15 protein-coding genes are annotated in these 19,695 nt (G+C 67.5%); 6 read left to right on the top strand and 9 right to left on the bottom strand.

Translation table 11 applies throughout. The annotated features are described in order from the left end of the window. Nucleotides 1-58: 58 nt before the first annotated feature. A complete protein-coding gene (locus GRB96_RS14890; RefSeq protein ID WP_161432851.1) occupies nt 59-3,103 on the bottom strand; it encodes an efflux RND transporter permease subunit in 3,045 nt (1,014 codons plus the stop codon). Beyond that, on the bottom strand, nt 3,100-4,200 hold the full coding sequence (locus GRB96_RS14885; RefSeq protein WP_161432850.1) for an efflux RND transporter periplasmic adaptor subunit: 1,101 nt from the start codon (nt 4,198-4,200) through the stop codon (nt 3,100-3,102). The genes GRB96_RS14890 and GRB96_RS14885 overlap by 4 nt, the downstream gene beginning before the upstream one ends. Nucleotides 4,201-4,580: 380 nt before the next feature. Between GRB96_RS14885 and GRB96_RS14880 the strand changes: the two genes are divergently transcribed. Together GRB96_RS14880 and GRB96_RS14875 are read left to right on the top strand one after the other, a co-directional pair. Beyond that, nucleotides 4,581-6,209 (top strand): BCCT family transporter, encoded by a 1,629-nt coding sequence (locus GRB96_RS14880; RefSeq protein ID WP_161432849.1) that lies wholly within the window; start codon nt 4,581-4,583, stop codon nt 6,207-6,209. Continuing rightward, nucleotides 6,181-6,672 carry a universal stress protein gene (locus GRB96_RS14875; RefSeq protein ID WP_161432848.1) on the top strand — a complete coding sequence of 164 codons (492 nt, stop codon included), beginning with the start codon at nt 6,181-6,183 and terminating at the stop codon, nt 6,670-6,672. The genes GRB96_RS14880 and GRB96_RS14875 overlap by 29 nt, the downstream gene beginning before the upstream one ends. Nucleotides 6,673-6,732: 60 nt before the next feature. Here the strand turns inward: GRB96_RS14875 and GRB96_RS14870 are convergent, their stop codons facing one another. Continuing rightward, nucleotides 6,733-8,973, bottom strand: a complete 2,241-nt coding sequence (locus GRB96_RS14870; protein ID WP_161432847.1) for an OsmC domain/YcaO domain-containing protein — start codon at nt 8,971-8,973, stop codon at nt 6,733-6,735. Nucleotides 8,974-9,147: 174 nt separating this feature from the next. Between GRB96_RS14870 and GRB96_RS14865 the strand changes: the two genes are divergently transcribed. Then, a complete protein-coding gene (locus GRB96_RS14865) occupies nt 9,148-9,642 on the top strand; it encodes a CIA30 family protein (protein WP_161432846.1) in 495 nt (164 codons plus the stop codon). A 253-nt stretch (nt 9,643-9,895) separates the two neighbouring features. Continuing rightward, nucleotides 9,896-11,485 carry a BCCT family transporter gene (locus tag GRB96_RS14860; protein WP_161432845.1) on the top strand — a complete coding sequence of 530 codons (1,590 nt, stop codon included), beginning with the start codon at nt 9,896-9,898 and terminating at the stop codon, nt 11,483-11,485. 72 nt (nt 11,486-11,557) lie between these two features. Here the strand turns inward: GRB96_RS14860 and GRB96_RS14855 are convergent, their stop codons facing one another. Further along, complete coding sequence (locus tag GRB96_RS14855; protein WP_161432844.1) at nt 11,558-12,031, bottom strand: GFA family protein; 474 nt, start codon at nt 12,029-12,031, stop codon at nt 11,558-11,560. A gap of 129 nt (nt 12,032-12,160) precedes the next feature. On the opposite strand from GRB96_RS14855, the gene GRB96_RS14850 reads away from it, so the two are divergent. After that, on the top strand, nt 12,161-12,871 hold the full coding sequence (locus GRB96_RS14850) for an SIMPL domain-containing protein (RefSeq protein ID WP_161432843.1): 711 nt from the start codon (nt 12,161-12,163) through the stop codon (nt 12,869-12,871). 4 nt (nt 12,872-12,875) lie between these two features. On the opposite strand, the gene GRB96_RS14845 is transcribed toward GRB96_RS14850, so the two are convergent. Both GRB96_RS14845 and GRB96_RS14840 read right to left on the bottom strand, forming a co-directional pair. Further along, nucleotides 12,876-13,409 carry a GNAT family N-acetyltransferase gene (locus GRB96_RS14845; protein ID WP_338074047.1) on the bottom strand — a complete coding sequence of 178 codons (534 nt, stop codon included), beginning with the start codon at nt 13,407-13,409 and terminating at the stop codon, nt 12,876-12,878. Then, entirely contained in the window at nt 13,406-14,956 is a 1,551-nt protein-coding gene (locus tag GRB96_RS14840) for a glutamate synthase-related protein (protein ID WP_161432842.1), read from the bottom strand. The genes GRB96_RS14845 and GRB96_RS14840 overlap by 4 nt, the downstream gene beginning before the upstream one ends. Nucleotides 14,957-15,156: 200 nt before the next feature. On the opposite strand from GRB96_RS14840, the gene GRB96_RS14835 reads away from it, so the two are divergent. Further along, nucleotides 15,157-16,062, top strand: coding sequence for a cation diffusion facilitator family transporter (locus GRB96_RS14835; RefSeq protein WP_161432841.1), 906 nt, complete (start codon nt 15,157-15,159; stop codon nt 16,060-16,062). Between the two features lie 12 nt (nt 16,063-16,074). Here GRB96_RS14835 and GRB96_RS14830 read toward each other — a convergent pair whose 3' ends face one another. The 3 genes from GRB96_RS14830 to GRB96_RS15595 all read right to left on the bottom strand — a co-directional run bounded on the left by GRB96_RS14830 (nt 16,075) and on the right by GRB96_RS15595 (nt 19,556). After that, entirely contained in the window at nt 16,075-17,745 is a 1,671-nt protein-coding gene (locus tag GRB96_RS14830; RefSeq protein ID WP_161432840.1) for a mechanosensitive ion channel domain-containing protein, read from the bottom strand. Nucleotides 17,746-17,894: 149 nt separating this feature from the next. Continuing rightward, nucleotides 17,895-18,800, bottom strand: a complete 906-nt coding sequence (locus tag GRB96_RS15600) for an MBL fold metallo-hydrolase (RefSeq protein ID WP_205743554.1) — start codon at nt 18,798-18,800, stop codon at nt 17,895-17,897. Nucleotides 18,801-18,803: 3 nt separating this feature from the next. Further along, nucleotides 18,804-19,556, bottom strand: coding sequence for an NUDIX hydrolase (locus GRB96_RS15595; protein WP_205743553.1), 753 nt, complete (start codon nt 19,554-19,556; stop codon nt 18,804-18,806). Between the last annotated feature and the right edge of the window lie 139 nt (nt 19,557-19,695).

Raw genomic sequence — 19,695 nt, 5'->3', positions numbered from 1 at the left:
TGGCCTGAGCCCCGCCGATGGGTGAGCCCAGGAGTTTGATGATACGACCAGACCCGCGTCATTCTGCCTGCGGGGCAATGCGATACCCCAGAGCATAGAGCGCGGGCACGAAGAACAGGGTGATCAGGGTGCCGACGGCCACGCCACCGATCAGTACATAGGCCAGTGGCCCCCAGAAGCTGTCCAGGGTCAGCGGGATAAAGGCGAATATCGCCGCCAGCGCAGTCAACACCACCGGGCGGGCCCGCTGTACGGCCGCCTCCACCACGGCATCACGCATCGTCATCTCGGATCTGACGTTATCCGCCACCTGCTGGGTCAGAATCAGGGTGTTGCGCATCAGGATCCCCGCCAGGCCGATCAGCCCCAGGGTGGCCACGAAGCCGAACGGCTGGTTGAACAGCAGCAGCGCGGCTACCGCCCCGATCAGCCCCAGCGGGGCCGTCGCTATAACGATAAAGGTCCCGGCGAAGGAGCGCATCTGCAGCATGATAAAGATCAGCATCAGCACCACCATCAGCGGCTGCAGGGCCTGAATCGAGGCCTCCGCCTTGGTCGACTGCTCCACCGACCCACCGATCTGCAGCCGATAGCCGGCGGGCAGGCGGTCGCGCAGGTCGCCGAGCGCCTGCCAGACTTCCTGGGTCACATCGTTGGGCTGGGCGCCTTCGATCTCGGCGTTGACGGCCAGGAATGGCTGACGGTCGATACGCCGGATCACCGGCTCCTCGAAGAGGGTCTCCAGCTCGCCCAGCTGGGCCAGCGGTATGCGCCGACCCTCGCGATTGAGGATCTCCAGGCTCTGCAGGTCGATGCTGTCGGCCTGCGCCCCACGCCCCACCGCAGGCACCAGGCGGATACCGTCGCGCAGCTCGGTGATGGTCATGCCATCCAGCTGGAACTGCAGCTGACGCGCCACCTCGTCCGGGGTCAGGCCGACCAGCTGCAACCGGTGATGATCGATGGCCAGGTGCAGCCGCGGGACCCGTTCGTTCCACTCCAGATGGGGATCGCGCGTCGCGGCATGGCCAGCGATCACCTCACGCACCTGATGGCCGATCTCGCGCAGGCGGTCGGGATCATCGCCCAGCACGCGAATGCTGACCGGCCAGTCGACCGGCGGCCCATAGAGCAGCTTCTGTACACGGACGCGCGCCTCGGGGAAGTCACCGGCGGCGATATGATCGTTGAGCCTCTCGATCAACCGCTCCCGCGCCGCGACTCCCTCGGTCACCGCGATCAGCTTGGCAAACGCCGGGTTGGGCTGTTCGGGGTTGGCGGAGATAAAGAACCGCGGGGCCCCCGCTCCGACATAGGCGGAGAGCGACGCCACCCCCTCGGCCTCGCCGATCAGCGCCTCGATACGCCGCGTCGTCGCATCGGTGGCGCCGATGGCCGTGCCCTGGGGGTGATAGACGCTGACCAACACCTCGGGTCGGTCGGAGCTGGGGAAGAACTGCTTCTCCACCGGCCCGGCCAGGCCGGCGGCGGCCGCCACCAGCAGCACCACCGTGAGCGCGACCACGCTCTTGCGAAAGCGCACGCAGCGACTGATGATCCCGCGCAGGCGACGATAGCCCCGTGACTGATAGGCCTGGTGCTGGCCATGGCCCGCCTTCTGCTCGGGCAGCAGCTTGACGCCCAGATAGGGAGTGAAGACCACCGCCACGATCCACGACAGCAGCAGCGAGACGCACAGCACCCAGAAGATATTGCCGGTGTATTCACCCACGGCGGATTGCGCAAAGCCGATCGGCACGAAGCCCGCCACCGTGACCAGGGTGCCGAACAGCATGGGTGCCGCCGTCACGTTCCAGGCGTGGGTGGCCGCCTCGAGTCGATTCCAGCCCGCCTCCATCTTCACGATCATCATCTCCAGGGCGATGATGGCATCGTCGACCAGCAGCCCCAGGGCGATAATCAGGGCGCCGAGGGTGACGCGGTCCAGATTGATCCCCATGGCCAGCATCGTCACGAAGGTCAGCGCCAGGGTGATCGGAATGGCGATCCCCACCACGATGCCGGCACGCAGCCCCACCGCCAGCATGGTGACCAGCATCACCACCAGCACGGCGACCAGGAACTTTACCTGGAAGAGGTTCACGGCGCCGGCGATGGCATCGGCCTGGTTGGTCATCACCTCCAGCGACATGCCCAGCGGCAGGCGCCTGCGCTCCTGCCGCCAGAAGGCGTCCAGGCGATCGCCAAACGCCAGGCCATTGACGCCCTGCTCCATCACTACCCCCAGCAGCAGCCCCTCCTCACCGAAGGCACGCACCAGATAGCTGGGTGGGTCCTCGTAGCCCCGCGAGATCTCGGCGATATCGCCCAGGCGAATCAGCCGTTCGCCGATACGGATCGGCACATCGGCCAGCGCCTCGGGCTCCGACAGATCATTGGTAAGGCGCAGATAGAGGCGCGGCCCCCGGGTGTCGATGCGCCCGGCAGGCAGCAGCCGGTTATGCGCCTGAATGGCGGAGAAGACGGCCTCGGGGGAGACCCCCAGGCTCTGCAGCCGGGCCAGGTCGAAGTCGACATGCATGCGCTCCTGGCGCTCGCCCAGCACCTCGGCCTTGTTGACTCCCTCGACCCGCTGCAGCCGGTCCCGAATCTCCTCGGCCTCGCGCACCAGCTCGCGCATCGGCATGCCCGGGGCGGTCAAGGCCGCCAGCGAGAAGTAGACGTCGCCGAAGTCCTCGTTGATCATCGGGCCCATCACGCCCTCGGGCAGAGTGGGGGCGGCGTCCTGCATGCGACGACGCACCTGGTAGAAGCGCTGTGCTATCGCCTCGCCGGGCACGGTATCCTCGAACTCCACCTTGAGATCGGCGCGCCCGGGGCGGATGGTCGTCTCGATCCGGTAGAGATCATCGACCTCCTGGATGCGCTTCTCCAGCGGGTCCACCACGCTCTCCTGGATCTCTTCCGGCGAGGCACCGGGCCAGGCCGCGGAGACCATCATCACCCGTACGGTGAAGTCCGGGTCTTCCGCTCGCCCCAGGGAGGCGAAGGCATAGGCCCCCGCCAGCAGCGCCAGTATCAGGAAGAACAGCGTGACGGCCCGCTCACGAACCGCCAGCGCCGAGAGGTTGGGAAAGCTCACGGCGTCTCCTTCTCGCTCAGCGGCCGCACCGCCATGCCCTCAATGAGCAGATGGGTCCCCAGGCTGATCACCGCCTGCCCTGCCTCGAGTCCGTCACCGCTGACCCAGGCGTGGTCGCGGCCCACCTCTTCCAGCGTCACCGGCAGCGGCCGGGCCTCTCCTTCCACGATGCGCCATAACCTGGGGCCCTCGCCACGCTCATCCAGCGCCGCCACCGGCACCTGAAAACGCGCCTGCGCTGCGGCATCCGCCAGGGTAAAGCGTGTCTGGACCACATCGCCCAGGCTGCGCTCCTCGAGCGGCGTCTCGAGACGATAGCGGGCTCGCCAGGTGCGGCTGGCCGGGTCGGCCGCCCCCGCCACCTCGCGCCGGATCAGGGTGATACGCTTCTCCCCTGCTAATAGCTCACCCGTCTGTGGTGGCCGCGACCGAGCGGGGAAGTTGACCTCGACCTCCCGCGGCCCCTCCTGGGCCAGCCTGGCGACCGCCTGCCCGACGCCGACCACCTGTCCCGGTTCGCCGCTGACATCGATCAGCACGCCATCGGCGTCGGCACGCAGGCTCGCATGATCCAGGGCGTTACGCGCCTGGGTGACCCGGGCACTGGCCGCCTCGCGGCGCGTCCTGCTCTCGCGTACCCCCAGCTCGGCACGCTCGAAGGCCTGGCGGCTGAGATACCCCTTCTCCAGCAGCTGCCGGTCGCGGGAGAGATCCGCCTCGGCCACATCCAGCGCCGCCTCGGCCGCGGCAAGCTCCGCCCGGGCGGCGGCAAGGGCCTCTTCCAGATCGCTGGGATCGAGGGTAAACAGCACCTCGCCCTGGCGAACCCGCTGCCCGGCATCGACGTGACGCGTGGCGATCTGGCCGCTGACCCGAAAGGCCAGGGGCGTTTCATAGCGGGCGCGCAGCACGCCGGTGAGCGACAGCGTATGCGCCGAGCTCGCCGCCAGCGTGGCCGTCTTGACCCAGCGCGGCGAATCCGCCATTGATGACTCTGGCGCCTGATCCTGACAGCCCGCCAGCAGCGACAGGGTCAACAGCATTGGGGTCACCAGCGTCAGGAGCAGTATCAGCAGGGAGCGAAAGGGAGTCTGCATCGAGCATCCTTGGCCGTGGCGGTGACAATCGAGCCGCGTGGACGGACAGGTCACGTCTCGATCCGTGATCGACGGGAGGCTGCCACGGGTAATGCCACCAAGGGTTTCAAACATCTATTTGAAACGATCATACCAGATGTTTTCAGGGGGCCAACCGCCTGTCGGCTCGTGGCCGAGAACGACATCGCCCCCACGTCGGGTAACCGATATGGGAGCGATATCATTTACCAACGAAGCTGTCGTCCCCAAGCTATCGTTCGGGACAGTCCCAAACGGGACTGTCCCGGTGTCTCAGTGTCTCGGTATCTGCAGTCCACTGCCGCCCATGCTAACGTAGCAGGATCATTTTATGGGACTTTGCTAACGCAACGGAGGCTCTCGTGCTGACATGGCTGCAGCGTCGACTCGGATTGCAGACTATACCGGGCGTGTTTTTCACCTCGGCCGGAGTGGCGGCGCTCTTCGTTGCACTGGCGATTCCCTTTGATACAGCCGTTGCCGAGAGTTTCGGGCAACTCACCGGCTGGGTCGCCCACCATCTGGGCTGGTTCTACATTCTCGCCGTCAGCGCGCTATTGATCTTCCTGCTCGGCCTGGCCGTCAGCCGCTACGGCAATATTCGGCTGGGTGCCGACGACAGCCGCCCCGACTACTCCAACCTCACCTGGTTCACCATGCTGTTCGCCGCCGGCATCGGCACCATCCTGATGTTCTGGGGCGTGGCGGAGCCGATCTCCCACTTCGCTCACCCACCCTTCGACGGTGTCACGGCGGAGTCGGAACGGGCGGCCAGCGATGCCATGACCCTCGCCCTCTACCACTTCGGCCTGCACACCTGGACCATCTTCGCCATGCCGGGACTGGCGATCGGCTACTTCGCCTACCGTCACCACCTCCCCATGCGCATCAGCAGCCTGTTCTACCCCATTCTGGGCGAGCGCGCCTTCGGCCCCTGGGGCTGGGCGGTCGATGTAGTGGCGGTGCTGGGCACCCTGTTCGGCGTCGCGACCTCGCTGGGGCTGGGCACGCTCCAGCTCAACAGCGGTCTGAGCTATCTGTTCGGTGCACCAACCAACGCCCTGGTCCAGATCAGTCTGATCGTCGTCATCACCAGCATCGCCGCCACCTCGGTGGCGCTGGGACTCGACAAGGGTGTTCGCCGCCTCTCCCAGATCAATATCGTACTGGCCATGGCCCTGCTCGGCTTTGTGCTGCTGGTCGGCCCCACGGTGTTTATCGCCGAGGGCATGGTCCAGAGCGTGGGCGATTACCTCAGCGCCCTGCCGTGGCTGGCGTTCTGGACCGAGACCTACCGAGAGACCGAGTGGCAGCGCCAGTGGACGCTGTTCTACTGGGCCTGGACCATCTCCTGGGCGCCCTACGTCGGTATCTTTATCGCCCGCATCTCGCGGGGACGCACCATCCGCGAATTCGTCGGCGGCGTGCTGTTTGCTCCCACAGCCTTTACGCTGGTGTGGTTCGGCGTGTTCGGGCTGTCGGCCATCGAAGCCGAGATGAGCGGCCAGCTGTCGCTTGCTGTCCAGGTGCAGCAGGACCCCTCGGTGGCCATCTTTGCCTTCCTCGAAGGGCTCCCCCTGTCGGGCGTAGCGGCGGCGTTGAGCGTGGCCATCATCGTGATCTTTTTCACCACCTCATCCGACTCCGCCTCGTTGGTGATCGATATGCTGACCCGGCGCGATGACCAGCCCTCCCTGGTGCGCCAGCGTATTTTCTGGGCCGCCGCCCAGGGCGGCATTGCGGCATCGCTACTCTTGGCCGGCGGCCTGGACGCCCTGCAGAATGTGATCACTTCCCTGGGCCTTCCCTTCTGCATTCTACTGCTATTCATGGCCATCGCCCTGCTGCGGGCGCTACGGGCCGACTACCGTGGCTTCAGCGTCGACGAGCTGGTCCGGGGCAGGGTCTACCCCGACGTGGAGGGCACCGCCGAAGCTAAACAGGCTAAACAGGAGACCGGTGATGTATCAGAAGCTACTGCTCGCCATTGATCCGGAGGACGATGGCGAAGGCAAGTGCGCGATCGAGGCTGCCGTGGAGCTGCTGGCAGAGGATGGCGAGCTGCATCTGGCCAGCGCCTATCATCCCGGCGGCGGCGGTTTCTTTCCCCATGTGACGGGCGAGGCGCCGGAGCAGAAGGAAGCCGAGGTGCGCAAGACGCTGGACCTGCTGGTGCGCAAGTATCTACCGTTGGATCGCGACGCCAGCCTGCACGTGGTGGCCGGCAACGCCGGCGAAAAGCTGGTAGGCCTGGCGGGTCAGCTCGGCACCGATCTGCTGATTCTCGTCTCCCGCGGCGGCAGCGGCCGCTGGCCACTGCGCCGCGCCACCGTGGAGTACGTGGCGGTGAACGCACCGTGCCGGGTCCTGGTACTGCCGGCGCTGGAGAAGGCCGATGCCCAGGCCGACACGGGGGAGCCACCGCCCCAGGAGCCACCGAGCCGGGAACCCTAGCCGAACCGACCGCACGCGCTGTTGTGCGGCGGCGCATCTTCGACGAAGGCCCCGCGACGCTCAGGCGTCCGCGGGGGCGTAGACGTCCTGCATACGCATGCCGGCCCGGACGGCACGGGCAGCGTGCAGCTTCTTGTAGCTCTCGATCAGGCGTTGATGCTTCTCCAGCCCCTCCAGCGCCATGCTGGTCGGGGTGAGGCCATGGAAACGCACGCTGCCGTTCACCGAGCCGATCACCGCCTCGATGGTCTCCTCGCCGAACATCCGCCCCAGGTTGTAGCGGAAGTCCTCCACCTCGAGCTCATCATCCAGCACGACCTCCAGCACCGCCTGCACCGCCTGGTAGAAGAGATTGCGCTCCACGCTGTTGTCGTTGTACTGCAGGAACATCTCGACCCGCTCCAGCGCCTCCTCGTGCTGCCCCAACGCCAGATGGATCAGCAGCTTGAGCTCGAGAATGGTGAGCTGGCCCCAGATGGTGTTCTCGTCGAACTCGATGCCGATCAGCGAAATGATCGTCATGTGTTCGTCAAGCTGGCTCTCCTCCAGGCGCTCGAGCAGCGCGGCCAGGGCCGCGTCATCCAGGCGGTGCAGGTTGAGGATATCCTCGCGGTAGTCCAGCGCCATGTTGGTGTTGTCCCACACCAGGTCCTCCACCGGGTAGACCTCGGAGAGGCCCGGCACCAGGATGCGGCACACCGGTGCACCGAGCTCGTCGCGCACGGCCACGTAGGCCTCGAGCCCCAGCTCCTCGAGGATGCCGAACAGGGTGGCGGCCTCCTGTTCGTTGCTGCAGGCGCCGCTGCCCGAGAAGTCCCAGTCGCAGAACTCGAGGTCCGAACGGCTGCTGAAGAAGCGCCAGGAGATCACCCCGGAGGAGTCGATGAAGTGCTCCACGTAGTTGTTGGGCTCGGTGACCGCCATGGAGTTGAAGGTGGGCGCCGGGAAGTCATTGAAGCCCTCCAGGCTGCGCCCCTGGAGCAGCTCGGTGAAGGTGCGCTCCAGGGCCACGTGGAAGCTCGGATGGGCGCCGAAGGAGGCGAACACGCCGCCGGTCTTCGGGTTCATCAGGGTGACGCACATCACCGGGAACTGACCGCCCAGCGAGGCATCCTTGACCAGCACCGGGTAGCCCTGCGCCTCCAGTGCCTCGATGCCCTCGACGATCTCGGGGTAGCGCTTAAGCACCTCGGCCGGCACGTCGGGCAGTGCCAGCTCCTGTTCGATGATCTGCTTCTTCACCGCCCGCTCGAAGATCTCCGAAAGGCACTGCACCTGGGCCTCGGCCAGGGTGTTCCCCGCGCTCATGCCGTTGCTCAGGTAGAGGTTCTCGATCAGGTTCGAGGGGAAGTAGACCGTCTCGCCGTCGGAGTGGCGCATGAAGGGCAGCGAGACGATGCCGCGGTCGGCCCGGCCGGAGTTGGTGTCGATCAGGTGGGAGGCGCAGAGTTCCCCTTCCGGGTCGTAGATCTCGCGGGTGGTATCGTCGAGGATCCCCTCGGGTAGGGCATCATCGGGTCCCGGCAGGAACCACTTCTCGTTGGGGTAGTGGACGAACTCGGCGTTGGCGATCTCCTCGCCGAAGAACTGGTCGTTGTAGAAGAAGTTGAAGTTGGTGCGCTCGATGAACTCGCCCAGCGCCGAACAGAGCGCGCTCTCCTTGGTGGCGCCCTTGCCGTTGGTGAAGCACATCGGTGAGGCGGCATCGCGGATATGCAGCGACCAGACGTGGGGCACGATATTGCGCCAGGAGGCGATCTCGATCTTCATGCCGAGCTCGGCCAGGATCCCGGTCATGTTGGCGATGGTCTGCTCCAGCGGCAGATCCTTGCCCTCGATCCAGGTGCCCTCGCCGCGCTCGGCGCCCTTGGGCACACCCGTCAGCATGGCCTGGGCGTCCTCGTCGATATTCTCGACCACCTCGACGTCGAACTCGGGGCCTTCCTGCACCACCCGCTTCACCGTGCAGCGGTCGATGGAGCGCAGGATGCCCTGGCGGTCCTTGTCGGAGATATCCTCCGGCAGCTCCACCTGGATCTTGAAGATCTGCTTGTAACGGTTCTCCGGGTCGACGATGTTGTTCTGCGACAGCCGGATGTTCTCGGTGGGGATATCCCGGGCGTTGCAGTAGACCTTGACGAAGTAGGCCGCGCACATCGCCGAGGAGGCCAGGAAGTAGTCGAAGGGCCCCGGCGCCGAGCCGTCACCCTTGTAGCGGATGGGCTGGTCGGAGATGACCGTGAAGTCGTCGAACTTGGCCTCCAGGCGGAGGTTGTCGAGATAGTTGACCTTGATTTCCATGGGGCACCGGGGGAGTTGGCGTGGGCCGCGGGGGCAGAAAACCCGCCATTATCCAGTTTTTCCCGCCGGGCGTCATGGTGAAGTGGCGGATTGGTACCGCGCAGCCCCCGAGGAGACATCGCGGGCCCAGGCAGGCATGCTGGAATCCTGGCACAGCAGACCCCGGAGGCCCCAATGACAGCACGCCTGGTCGACTTCCAGGACGCCTGCGAGGCAAGCCGCTGGCGCGCCATCAACGATGCCGTGATGGGTGGCGTCTCCCGCGGCGGACTGCACGGGGAAGATGGCGTCGGGGTGTTCGCTGGCGAGACGTCGCTCGAGAACAATGGCGGCTTCGCCTCGGTGCGCCGCGACCCCGAGGCCATGGACCTGGGCCAGGCCTCCGGCGTCGTGCTGCGCGTGCGCGGCGACGGCAGGGAATATCAGCTGCGCCTCTACACCGACCAGCTGCCGCGGGGCGCGGCCTACCGGGCGATCTTCCGGCCCAAGGGGGACGAGTGGCAGCGCGTCGAGCTGCCCTGGCACGCCTTCGAGGCGATGTTCCGGGGGCGACGACTCCCGGAGGTGCCGGCGCTGGATGCCTCGCGGATCCGCCAGGTGGGGCTGATGATCGTCGACCGCCAGACAGGGCCGTTTCGGCTGGAGGTGGTGTGGCTGGCTGAGTTGTGACCGGCATCGATCCTGCCTTACGACCGCCATCGCCTTCCACAATGTGCCGGAGGGCCTCGGCGGCCACCGTCGTCACCCTGGACTTCGCCGCCATGATGGCGTTCCAGATGCTGGTGCTACCCCACTGATAGCCCCTTCGACCTCGATGCACCCGCAAGAGGTTTAGACCTAAGTCTAATGCTGTTAGAATGCGATCGCTCTAGCCAGCGCCATGGCTCATCGGCGCCCACAGTCACGCAACTAGAGCACCCCCATGCCTCCGAAAATCCCTTCTGAGTCTTCCAAAGGCTCGGCGCTGTCGCGTCTCGGCGATCCCATCGTGCTGCTGCTCACGGTCGGCTTCATCGTCGCCTTCGTCGGCCTGTCGCTCTACGACATCGACCTGGTGGCCGACAGCATCAGCGCCGGCTTCGCCTGGACGGCGGCCACCCTGGGCACCTACTTCCAGCTCCTGCTGCTGCTGACCTTCCTGATCGCCATCGGCGTGTCCATCTCGCCGGCGGCCAGTGCCCGGGTCGGCAACCTGGAGAGCCCCCAGATCGGCACCTTCAAGTGGCTGTCGATGATCATGTGCACCCTGCTGGCCGGGGGCGGCGTCTTCTTCGCCGCGGGCGAGCCGGTCTACCACTTCGTGGTGACCCCGCCGGCCTTCGACACCGAGGCGGGCACCGCCGAGGCGGTGGCAGGCGCCCTCGCCCAGTCGTTCATGCACTGGGGCTTCCTGGCCTGGGCGGTGCTGGGCTCGCTATCCGCCATCGTGCTGGCCCACGCCCACTACGTGAAGGGCCAGCCGCTACAGCCGCGCACCCTGCTCTACCCGGTGCTGGGCGAGCGCGTCATGAAGGGGGCGCTGGGCAGCGTGGTGGATGCCTGCTGCGTGATTGCCGTGGTCGCGGGCACCGTCGGCCCCATCGGTTTCCTCGCCACCCAGGTGAGCTTCGGCCTCCACGAGCTGTTCGGCGTCAGCGAGGGCTACGCCACCCAGCTCGGCATCCTGGTGCTGCTGGCGGGGGTCTACGTCACCTCGGCGATGACCGGCATCCACAAGGGCATCCAGATCCTGTCGCGCTTCAACGTCTTCCTGGCGCTGGCCATCGCCGCGGTGATCCTGGTGGCCGGCCCCACCCTGTTCCTGGTCAACGCCTTCAGCCAGGGCTTCGGCGAGTACCTGTCGTCGTTCTTCACCATGGCCACCATGACCGCCGAGACCGCCCCGGCCTGGTGGATGCAGTGGTGGACGGTATTCTTCTTCGCCTGGTTCATCGGTTACGCGCCGCTGATGGCGATCTTCGTGGCACGCATCTCGCGGGGCCGCACCATCCGCGAGATGATCCTCGCCGTGGCGGTGATGGCGCCGGTGGCCACCGCGATCTGGTTCACCCTGCTGGGCGGCTCGGGCATCCACTACCAGCTGACCGGGGCGATCGACCTGAGTGAGGCGCTGAACAACTTCCAGTTCGACGTGGCGACCCTCACCGTGGCCCAGGCGCTGCCGGGCGGGTCCCTGATGGCCCTGGCCATCCTGCTGCTGACCAGCATCTTCGTGGCCACCACCGGCGACTCCATGAGCTATGCCATCGCCGTGGTGTGCGCCGGTCATGACGCACCGAGCCCGCTGGTACGCGCCTTCTGGGGCATCGCCATGGCGCTGATGGCGGGCATCCTGCTCTACATGGGCGCGGGGCAGATCGGTGCGCTGCAGCAGTTCATCGTGATCACCGCGATTCCCGTCTCGCTGGTGCTGCTGCCCTCCTTGTGGGCCGGCCCCCGGGCCGCCTATGCCATGGCGCGGGAACAGGGCATCATCGCTCCCACGGCGACGACCGCCACCCGCGCCGACTGACCCGCCCCCGGCGGTCGGCGCCACTCGCTAAGGCGGCATCCATACGGGTGTCGCCTTTCTCTTGCCTGCTCGTTATGGTGTCTCGAGCCCCAGCCGCCGGTGCCACTCGGCGAGGCTCTCCTCGGGGTATTCGGCGAAGCACTTGTCGTTCTCCCGCGCCTCGACCTCGACCCAGCCGGCCTTGCTGTCCAGCAGCAGGTGAACCCGCTCGGGCGGGATCGGCAGGTCGCTGTCGATGGCGGAGGCGAAGGGGTGCACCAGTTCCGGCCAGCGTGGGTCATGGACCCACAGGGCGCTGGCGCAGTGGCGGCAGAAATGGCGCTCGCCGGGGCTCTGCTCGCCATCGATGACGGCGCGGTAGATGCCCTTGCTCTCCTCCCCCTGGACCTCGAGGGTCTCGGCGCGCCCACCAAGGTTGATGGCGTAGCCGCCGCCTCCCGCGGTCTTGCGGCAGATGGAGCAGTAGCAGCGCTGGTAGGGATAGGGATGCGGCGAGTCCACCGAGAAGCGCACGGCACCGCAGTGGCAGGAGCCTTCGAGTCGCATGGTCGATCCTCCGGGGTTCAGGGTATGGCCTTGTGAAGTCTAGTTTTCCTGGGAAAGGCGTATGATCCAAGGGTTGGAATCGATGTTTCTTCCCTTAGTGCTGCGGCGCGCCACCGCCAAGGAGTCGTCATGAAGGTCATACCCAGCCTGATCCTCGCCATCGCTGCCGTCGTTGCGGCATCGCTGATCGCCGATGGCTTGACCGACCTGCGTACCGGCGACCGCTACGTCACGGTCAAGGGGTTGGCCGAGCGCGAGGTGGAGGCCGATATCGCACTGTGGCCGCTGCACTTCGTGGCATCCGGCACGACCCTGCAGCAGGCCCGTGACGAGGCCAGCGTCAGCCGCGAGGCGATCCTCGACTTCCTCGAACGCCACGGCATTGCCGCCGACCAGGTGGAGCTGCAGCGACTCAATGTCAACGACACCTCGGCCAATCCCTACCGCAGCAGCGACATGGAGCAGACCTTCATCATCAACCAGACGCTGACGGTGCGCAGCACCGATATCGAGGGCATCCGCGACACCGCCCAGGCGGTGGGCGAGCTGCTCGATGCCGGTGTGGTGCTCTCCTCCGACTACGGCCCCAGCGGTCCGCTCTACCTGTTCAGCCGCCTCAACGAGATCAAGCCGGAGATGATCGCCGAGGCCACGGCGGCGGCCCGGGAGGCCGCCGAGCAGTTCGCGAGGGACGCCAGCGCCGACGTCGGCGACCTGCGCCGAGCCAACCAGGGGGTGTTCGAGATCCGCGCCCGCGACCAGGCGGCGGGCATCCCCGAGGAGCAGCAGCCGGTGAAGACGGTGCGCGTGGTCTCGACGGTGGAGTACTACCTGCGCTGAACCTTCAGGCCGACTCGCCCAGCTCCCGCCGCATGATCGTCACCGCTTCACCACGGTAAACGCACTCCTCGAACGCCTGCCAGCCCAGGCGACAATAGAGCGCCTGGCGGACCGGGGTGAAGAGGTGCAGGGTGGCGATGCCATGCTCCCTGGCCTCCTGCTCCACACGGCGGACCAGTCGCGAGGCGATGCCCTGCCCGCGCCACTCCGGGCGCACATAGACCGAGGCCAGCCAGGGATTGAGCTCCGCGCGGTCCTGCATGTCGTCATCGATCAGGCTGGCCATGCCCACCGGGGCATCACCAGCCATGGCGACGAACACCGAGGGCAGCCCGCCCTCCCCGCACTGGGCCCGGAAGCTGGCCAGCGCCTGGTCCAGACGCTTGTCAGGGTCGAGATGGCCCCATTGGGCCAGCTCCCAGCGCGCCAGGGTCATCAGGTGGGGCGAATCCGGCTCCAGGCGCGCGATCCGGATGCGACTCTCGACGGCGTCCTCGCCGGGCGCCCCCACTGCGGCATCCGCCGCCGGCGCCTTCACAGCCCCGGCTCCATCACGCCGGCGTAACGAACGCCGCTGAGCAGGGCCATCTCACGCTTCCAGGTCGCCAGGTCGTTGGGGTTGAGGCCCGCCAGGCTGTCGTGGCCACAGGCCCTCGCCATCACCTGCATCAGCCCCGCGGAGGCGCGCAGGAAGCGCTCGAGCTGGGCGGCGGATTTCTCGACGTCGAGGCGCTGGCGCAGGTCGCCACGCTGGGTAGCGATCCCCGCCGGACAGTTGTTGGTGTGGCAGATACGCGCCGCCACGCAGCCGATGGACTGCATGGCACTGTTGGCGATGGCCACCCCGTCCGCGCCCAGCGCCAGGGCCTTGACGAAGTCGATGGGCAGGCGCAGGCCGCCGGTGACGATCAGGGTCACCCGCCCGCTCGCCCCCTCGTCGTCCAGGTAGCGACGGGCACGGGCCAGGGCCGGGATGGTGGGCACGCTGATATGGTCGCGAAACATCAGCGGCGCCGCCCCGGTGCCGCCGCCACGGCCATCGAGGATCAGGTAATCGGCGCCGGCATCCAGGGCGAACTGGATATCGCGCTCGATATGGTTGGCGCTGAGCTTGAAGCCGATGGGGATGCCGCCGGTCACCTCCCTCACGCGGTCCGCGAAGCGCCGGAAGCCATCCACCGAGTGCAGGTCCTCGAAGGTGGCCGGCGACTCCGCGGGCTCACCCTCGGCCAGGCCGCGCACCTCGGCGATCCTGGCGCTCACCTTGCTGCCCGGCAGGTGGCCGCCGGCGCCGGTCTTGGCCGCCTGGCCGCCCTTGAAGTGGAACGCCTGCACCTTCTCGAGCAGGCTCTCCTCGAAGCCGAACCGGGCGCTGGCCAGTTCGTAGAAATAGCGGGAGTTCTCGGCCTGCTCTTCGGGCAGCATGCCGCCCTCACCGGAGCAGATACCGGTACCGGCACGCTCGGCACCCCGGGCCAGGGCGATCTTGGCCTCCTCGGAGAGCGCCCCGAAGCTCATGTCGGAGACCAGCAGCGGCATCTCGAGGGTCAGCGGCTTTTTCGCCTCGGGGCCCACCACCAGCCGGGTGGCCACCTCGGCATCATCCAGCAGCGGCTGTGTCGCCAGCTGGGCCACCATCAGCTGCAGGTCGTCCCAGCTCGGCAAGCTGTGGCGCGGCACACCCATGGCGTCGATGGGGCCGTGGCGCCCCACGCCCTCCAGCCCCTCCCGGGCCAGGCGATGGATGAACTCCACCGAGGGCTCCTCCGCGGAGGCCTTCGCCTCGGGCATCCGATCGCCACCCTCCTCCTCGGCCTGCGGCGCCTCCTGGCCCACCTGGTCGGCATCGAAGTTCTTGTGGGTACCATCGCAGTAGGGGGCGTCACCGGTCTGCTTGCACTGGCACAGGAACGCCTCACCGTTCTTCTCGGCGGTAAACATCAGCGGAGTGAAGCCGGTGCCCTGGTGGGAGCCATCACAGAAGGGCTGGTCGCCGGAGCGGCCACAGCGACAGAAGGCGTACTCCTTGCCCTTCTCCAGCATGACCTTCTGCGGCTTGTTGTCGGCGATGATCGGCTGATTCATGCATCCCTCCTTGTCGGCGAGCCACCGCCTGGTGGCGAAGGTGTCCTGCTCCAGTCTGGTGGAGGGGCGCCGACGCTGCCAGCGGCGCAGGCCGGGCAGCGTCAACGCAGCCAGGGTGCCTTACAGCGTTGAGCCGCGCCATTCCCGCCTCGGTAACGCTTCGCTAGTATGAAGGCTTACTGAACCACGAGCCCTCATCCATGCAAGCCACCCTCGAGCAGCGCGCGCTGAAGCTCTCCATCGTGATGACCCTGGTGGTCTCCAGCCTGGGGGTAACCATCGGCCTGCTGGCCGGCTCCCAGTCGATCCTCTTCGATGGCGTCTTCTCGACCATCGATGCCGCGATGTCGGGGCTGGCCCTGCTGGTGGCACGGCTCGCCGTACGCGAGGCCAGCGAACGCTTCCAGCATGGCTACTGGCACCTGGAGCCGCTGGTCGCAGCCCTGAACGGCAGCATCCTGATGCTGCTCTGCTTCTATGCCTTCCTCACCGCCCTGCTCGACCTGCGCGAGGGCGGCCGCGAGCTCGCCTTCGACCTGGCCATCGCCTACGCGGTGGTGGTGGCCATCGTCTGCGTCGCCATGACCGCCTACCAGCGGCGGATCAATCGCACCGCGAAATCCGAGTTCGTGCGCATCGACATGCAGGGCTGGCTGATGGCGGCGCTGATCACCATCTCGCTGCTGGTCGCCTTCCTGGTCGCCCTGGCCCTGCAGCAGACCGCCTGGGCGCACCTCACCCCCTACGTGGACTCGGTGCTGCTGATGCTGCTGACGGCCGGCTTCATGCCGGTGCCCATCGGCATCGTGCGCCGGGCCGCAAAGGAGATCTTCCTGATCGCGCCGAGCGCGCTGGACGAAGAGGTCCACACCGCCATGGCCCCGGTGATGGCCCGCGAGGGGCTGCTGCACTACTACAGCCATGTGGCCAAGGCGGGACGCGGCCACTTCATCGAGATCCATATCGTCACCGCCCCGGACTTCGCCAGCGGACAGGGGGTGGCGGTGATGGACGAAATCCGCGAGCAGATCGCCGAACGCCTCAGCCCGCCCCCCGAACGCCGCTGGTTCACCGTGGCCTTTACCGCCGACGAACGCTGGGCCTGACCGCCGAGAGCCTCACGACGGCCCACTGCCGGTGGTGATGTCGTGGCGGTCGAGCGCGACCACCTCCCGCGGCCACCACTCCGGATGCTCGTCACGGACGAAGGCCAGCAGCTTCTCGCGAAGGTTGTTCTCGGCGACCCAGCCACCGATGGGCTCGCGAGTCATCAGGTAGCAGGAGACCTCGAGGGTCGCCTCATGCTGGGCCGTCACGTGACACTCCAGCTTCTCGGGCTCGATCACATCCTCCTCCTCCCTGGCCAGCTCGATGAAGCGCTGACGCAGGCACTCGACGTCGGCACTGAGGTGCAGGGTCAGCGTCACCCGGCGATAGAGCCGCGCGTCCTTGGCCGAGAGGTTCTGGAAGGGCCGCGAGACGAAGTACTTGATCGGCACGATCAGCCGCCGCTCGTCCCAGCTGCGCAGCCGGATGAAGGTGTAGAAGATCCCCTCCACATAGCACCACTGCCCCTCGAAGACGACCAGGTCGCCCATGCGGATCGGCTTGGCCAGCGATACCTGGAAGGAGGAGAGGATATTGCCCAGCACCGCCTGGCCGGCGATGCCCACCAGTACCGTCAGCACGCTGGCCGAGGCCAGCAGCGACAGCCCCAGGGTGCCGAACAGGTTGATCTGCGCAAGGATGTAGACCGTCACCGCGGCGACGGTGACCAGGATGATGCCGCGACGCAGCGCATAGAGCGAGGTGAGCAGGCGCCGCTCATCGCGGTGGCGGGTGTCGTCGATCTCACCGACCAGGCGATGGGTCATCTGCAGCAGGAAGGTGTCGACGAGACGCAGCGCGGCCAGCCCCATGCCCCAGGCCATGATCACGATCAGCAGGACCCGGAAGGTGGCCGTGGCGACTCCCGAGAAGGAGACCACACCATCCAGCAGCAACTGGGCCAGCAGCGACATGGCAATAAAGGCGATCGGCATCGGTACCTGGGCAACGAAGCGCTTCGCCAGGCCACCCGCCGGCAGCCTGGCGGCGAGGGCCGCGGTGACCCGATGCACCGCCCAGCCCAGCAGGCCCACCAGCAGCAGGAAGAGTGGGATGGCCAGCCACTCCCACAGCTGCAACATGCCCAGCTTGCGCTGGAAGCGCTCGGGAATGCGCTGCTCGAGCCAGGAGGGGCCGTAGGTCGCGTAGAGCACGGGGACGAAGGCCAGGGTGTCGGGGGTGATCAGCCATACCGGGTCGTCCTCGCCGACCCGATAGCGGGCGATACGGATGTCGTGGGTCTCGCCCTCGGCGTCCAGCGAGGTGAGGCGCAGGTTGCGCCGCGGCTGCCCCGCCAGGGGGTGCTGGCCGGAAGGATCCTCGACCATGGCATCGCGTCGGCCGGGAAGGTCCGAGGGCTCGAGCCAGTCGCCCCGCTGCAGCACCGAGGCGAGCTGACGCGCCAGCTCCCCGCCCCGCGACGCCTGCTCCTCGGGCGGCAATTCGGAGAGGTTGAGCAGATGGGCCGCCGCCGCGAACTCGCCCTCCCGGGTCAGGCCGAGGAAGCTGCGCAGTGACTCGCGCGGGGTCTGGCGCCGCGCCGCTTCGGGTGGCTCGCCAAGCCCGCTGTTGAGTGCATCGAGAGTGAACCAGCGGCTCTCCTCTCCCTCGGAGGACTGCGCCACGGCGGAGCCGGCCATGAGCAGAAGGAGGAGCAGGCACCACGTGAGAAAGCGTGTCATGTCGATGACTCCCAGCCAGGACGTCCGCCACCCGATCATCCCGGATCGGGCCCCATGGCAGTACACCCCATGGCCGCCGCGACGTCCACCCTGGCCCTCTGCCCCCACTGCACCGCCATCACAGCACCGGCGCAGGCCAGCCAACGACGTCACTCCTCCGCGACCTCCCAGAGGGCGTCACGCTGCAGCGCCCTCCCCTCCACCTCCAGCTTGAGCAGATGCGCCAGCGCCGAACGTGCGGCCAGTGCCCGGCGTGCCTCGGGCACATCATCGTAGGCATGCTGTGTCAGCGTCTCCAGGCTGGCAGGACCGTGACGCGCCAGCGCCAGGCGCACCTTGTGCTCCCGAGCCAGGCGATGGGTGACCAGGAAGTCGATGGCGGCGTAGGCCTCACCGATCAGGAAGCCGTGGCCCGGGGCGATGGTATCGAAGGGCTCCTCCCCCAGGGCCTGCAGGGCGGCCAGATAGGCGGCCATGTCGCCGTCCGGCGGGTTGATCACCACCGTGGAGCCCTGCATCACCTGGTCGCCGGCGAACAGTAGCCGCGCGGACTCCAGCAGGTAGCAGAGGTGGTTGGAGGCGTGACCCGGCGTATGCAGTACCTTCAGCGGGCCGACGGGTGTATCGAGGCGCTCGCCGTGGGCCGGCCGGTAGTCGGGCACGAAGCCGGCGTCCTGGCTCGCCCCGGGAGGCGGCGGCAGGCCCACCAGCCGGGCACCGGTGCGCGCCTTGAACCAGGCCGCCCCCGGCGAGTGGTCGATATGGGTGTGGGTCACCAGCACACGGGAGATGCGTCCATCGGCCAACGCCAGCAGCCGCTCCAGATGGGCCGGATCCGCGGGGCCCGGGTCGATCACCAGAGACTCATCACCGTTGCCCAGCAGATAGCTGTTGGTGCCGGGTCCGGTCATCGCGCCTGGATTGGGTGCGGTCACCCGGGTCACCCCCGGCGCCAGCTCCACCGCCCTGCCGGGCACCAGCTCGGCGCTGGCCGTGCCCTGGCGGTGCGGATCCAGACGCCGCACCTCCGCATAGGCCGGGGCATCCGGCTCCACCTGTCAGGCAGCACCGCCCCTGTGAGCCGGCCAGGGACGGCTGGGACTCGCCGTCGGCGGGTTGGCGTGGGCGTAACGCAACAGCGCCTCGGCGGTGGGAAAGTCACCGATCAACCGCAGGGTACGCAGGGTGGGATACCCCAGCGACATGCGACCCTGGCGATGTGCGGCCAGGGCCTCGGCGGGGGTCAGCCAGGCGTGGTCGATAGTCTCGCTGCCGTCGTGTGCCGCCTTCTGGTCCGGCGGCGCCAGCGCCACGAAGAAGCGCGTGTCGAAGCGCCGCGGCGCGCCAGGGGGCGTGACCCAGTGGCCCAGGTAGGCCAGCCGGTCCAGCGGCAGGCCGAGGCCATGGCGCTCGCACAATGCGCGAAAGCTCGTCTGCTCCCGACGCAGTGCCTCGCGCCCCTCGCCCAGCACCGGATGGTCCCCCGCCGGGAGGCGCCCCTGGGCGTCCACGGCCAGCAGCAGACCCGCCTCCTCGAGACACTCGCGCAGTGCCGCGATCATGTAGTCGGCCCCGCCCTCGTCAAGGCTCAGGGTCTGGCTGATCGCGTCATCCCCGCGGCCGGAGGTGAAGGCACGCACGTCCGGGTCCAGGGGGTCCACGGCCCCGCCGGGGAAGACGAAGTAGCCGGGCAAGAAGGCCGCCTGCCAGGTGCGCTGCAGCAGCAGTACCTCGAGACCCGGCGCCCCGTCGCGTACCAGCGCCAGGGTGGCGGCGGGCCGCACTCGCTTGGCCGTATCGGGTTGACTCATCAACAGATCCTTGTGGCAATAGACTCGACAATACCGTGACCCCGTCTCTACGGCGGCGCCCACGTCGAGATCACCGTGATGGCGCGCCGTCCGGCCGGCAGCGAGGAGGACGCCGGCTGACGCTTCCCCCGAATGCGTG

The sequence above is a fragment of the Halomonas alimentaria genome (genome assembly GCF_009902005.1).
GTDB lineage: Bacteria > Pseudomonadota > Gammaproteobacteria > Pseudomonadales > Halomonadaceae > Halomonas > Halomonas alimentaria.
This window is presented reverse-complemented; position numbering and strand designations above follow the sequence as displayed.

Bases quoted from the DNA above. Each gene is read 5' to 3' on its own strand.
- GRB96_RS14835 (WP_161432841.1), top strand. From the start codon at position 15,157: ATGCAAGCCACCCTCGAGCAGCGCGCGCTGAAGCTCTCCATCGTGATG.
- GRB96_RS14855 (WP_161432844.1), bottom strand. From the start codon at position 12,031: ATGCGACTCGAAGGCTCCTGCCACTGCGGTGCCGTGCGCTTCTCGGTG.
- GRB96_RS14865 (WP_161432846.1), top strand. From the start codon at position 9,148: ATGACAGCACGCCTGGTCGACTTCCAGGACGCCTGCGAGGCAAGCCGC.
- GRB96_RS15595 (WP_205743553.1), bottom strand. From the start codon at position 19,556: ATGAGTCAACCCGATACGGCCAAGCGAGTGCGGCCCGCCGCCACCCTG.
- GRB96_RS14830 (WP_161432840.1), bottom strand. From the start codon at position 17,745: ATGACACGCTTTCTCACGTGGTGCCTGCTCCTCCTTCTGCTCATGGCC.
- GRB96_RS14870 (WP_161432847.1), bottom strand. From the start codon at position 8,973: ATGGAAATCAAGGTCAACTATCTCGACAACCTCCGCCTGGAGGCCAAG.
- GRB96_RS14885 (WP_161432850.1), bottom strand. From the start codon at position 4,200: ATGCAGACTCCCTTTCGCTCCCTGCTGATACTGCTCCTGACGCTGGTG.
- GRB96_RS14875 (WP_161432848.1), top strand. From the start codon at position 6,181: ATGTATCAGAAGCTACTGCTCGCCATTGATCCGGAGGACGATGGCGAA.
- GRB96_RS14860 (WP_161432845.1), top strand. From the start codon at position 9,896: ATGCCTCCGAAAATCCCTTCTGAGTCTTCCAAAGGCTCGGCGCTGTCG.
- GRB96_RS14850 (WP_161432843.1), top strand. From the start codon at position 12,161: ATGAAGGTCATACCCAGCCTGATCCTCGCCATCGCTGCCGTCGTTGCG.
- GRB96_RS14840 (WP_161432842.1), bottom strand. From the start codon at position 14,956: ATGAATCAGCCGATCATCGCCGACAACAAGCCGCAGAAGGTCATGCTG.